This is a genomic window from Nocardiopsis lucentensis DSM 44048 (assembly GCF_000341125.1).
GTDB lineage: Bacteria > Actinomycetota > Actinomycetes > Streptosporangiales > Streptosporangiaceae > Nocardiopsis > Nocardiopsis lucentensis.
In genome coordinates, this window is record NZ_ANBC01000674.1 from 1 (window position 1) to 1,963 (window position 1,963).

Annotated in this window: 3 protein-coding genes; 2 read left to right on the forward strand and 1 reads right to left on the reverse strand. The window is 70.9% G+C overall.

Annotated elements, in window-relative coordinates; genetic code table 11:
- Both D471_RS35820 and D471_RS0123705 read left to right on the forward strand, forming a co-directional pair.
- Window positions 1-645: prolyl oligopeptidase family serine peptidase (locus D471_RS35820; protein WP_040690893.1), on the forward strand; the 645-nt coding region annotated here is incomplete at its 5' end.
- 133 nt (window positions 646-778) lie between these two features.
- Complete coding sequence (locus D471_RS0123705) at window positions 779-1,222, forward strand: acyl-CoA thioesterase (protein WP_017600921.1); 444 nt, start codon at window positions 779-781, stop codon at window positions 1,220-1,222.
- A 28-nt stretch (window positions 1,223-1,250) separates the two neighbouring features.
- Here the strand turns inward: D471_RS0123705 and D471_RS0123710 are convergent, their stop codons facing one another.
- A complete protein-coding gene (locus tag D471_RS0123710; RefSeq protein ID WP_026128012.1) occupies window positions 1,251-1,775 on the reverse strand; it encodes a globin in 525 nt (174 codons plus the stop codon).
- Window positions 1,776-1,963 lie beyond the last annotated feature (188 nt).

Sequence of the window (1,963 nt, forward strand, 5' to 3'; positions counted from 1 at the left end):
CTGGCCTGGGTGCGGGCCGGAGGCGTGTACGCCACCGCCAACCTGCGCGGCGGACTGGAGGAGGGCGAGGAGTGGCACCGCGGCGGGATGCTCGCCAACAAGCAGAACGTGTTCGACGACTGCGCCGCGGCCGCCGAGCACCTGGTCGCGACGGGGGTCACCACTCCCGAACGGCTCGCGATCATGGGCGGGAGCAACGGCGGGCTGCTGGTCGGCGCGATGGTCACCCAGCGCCCCGACCTGTTCGCCGCCGCGGTGTGCTCGGCCCCGCTGCTGGACATGGTGCGCTACGAGGGCTTCGGTCTGGGCCAGCTGTGGAACGTGGAGTACGGCAGCGCCGACGAACCCGAGGAACTGGGGTGGCTGCTGGGGTACTCGCCCTACCACAACGTCCGTGAGGGCACCCGCTACCCGGCGACGTTGTTCACCGTGTTCGACAACGACACCCGGGTGGACCCCATGCACGCCCGCAAGCTGTGCGCGTTGATGCAGTGGGCCACCTCCGCGTCCCCGCAGGAGCGTCCGGTCCTGCTGCGGCGCGAGTCGGAGGTCGGCCACAGCTCTCGCTCGGTGAGCCGGAGCGTGGCGCTCAGCGCCGAACAGCTGGCCTTCCTCGCCCACCATCTGGGGGCGTCGGTGGCCTGACCGGCGGCTTCGGCCGTCGTGGGGAGATCCACGACACACGCCAGGAGCCCGGTCAGTGGAGCGGTCTCCCGGGGGGATTGGGACAATCGGTGAAGTCCGCCCCCCAGGAGCCGCCCACGAGAGGAACCAGGACGTGACACAGATCGAGACCGCGGGCAACGGGACCGAGACCCTGCCGCAGCGGCACGTCCACCTGGCCCAGGTCCGCTACGCCGACCTCGACCCCCAGCACCACGTCAACAACGTGCGGATGCTCACCTACCTGGAGGACGCCCGGATCTCGTTCATGCGCTACGGCGGCATGGTCGAGGAGGGCGAAGAGGTCTTCGGCGCCATGGTCGTGGCCCGCCAGGAGGCGGACTACGTGGCGCCGCTGCTGCCCAGGAAGGACCCTGTGCGGGTGGAGCTGTGGGTGACCGAGGTCCGCAACGCCAGTTGCACGCTGGCCTACGAGATCCGCGACGACACGACCGTGTACCTGCGCGCCAAGACGGTGCTGGTCGGGTTCGACGTGCCCACGCAGAGCGCCCGGCGGCTCAACGGCACCGAGCGTGCCTTCCTCGCCCAGTACTCCTGAGCGAAGGGGTGCCGGGCCGCCCGGTCCCCTACTTCAGGGAGATGGAGACGGTCTCGCCCCCGTCGTCGTCGCGTCCCTCCTTCGAGGCCACTGACAACGACGTCGGGTCGGCCACCGCCGGAGCCGTGGCCTCCTCCGGGACGTTGACCATGCTGTGCGCCGCCATGACCATGTACTCCCACATCTGCCGGTCGAGGACCTCGTGCAGTTCCAGGGAGTCCATCGCCGCGCGCATGAGCTCCAGCCAGCGGTCACGCTCGGCGGCGCCGATGCGGAACGGGAAGTGGCGCATCCGCAGCCGCGGGTGGCCGCGCTGTTCGTTGTACGTGCGTGGACCGCCCCAGTACTGGATGAGGAACAGGCGCAGGCGCTCCTCGGCCGGGCCGAGGTCCTCCTCCGGGTACATGGGCCGCAGCAGGGGGTCGGCGGCAACGCCCTCGTAGAAGCGGCGGACCAGGCGGGTGAAGGTCTCCTCCCCGCCCACGGCCTCGTAGAACGTCGTTCGCACCGGCCCCTCGCCCTGGTTCTGGTGATCATCTCGCGCGGAAGTCATCGCCCACCAGGGTATGCGACATCCCCGGCTCCGGTCTGGGGGTCGAGGCGATGGGAATATCCCCGGCCCGGTCCGCCCGATCGCGGCTCTCCCCGCCCTCAGACGCCGCCCCGCAGGAGAGCGGCGAGCAGTCGGGCTCGGACGCCGCCGGGCAGGTCCTCGTCGCGGTCCGGCCGCCAGGTGCATCC

Coding starts and splice junctions, on each gene's coding strand:
- D471_RS0123710 (WP_026128012.1), bottom strand. CDS start 1,775: ATGACTTCCGCGCGAGATGATCACCAGAACCAGGGCGAGGGGCCGGTG.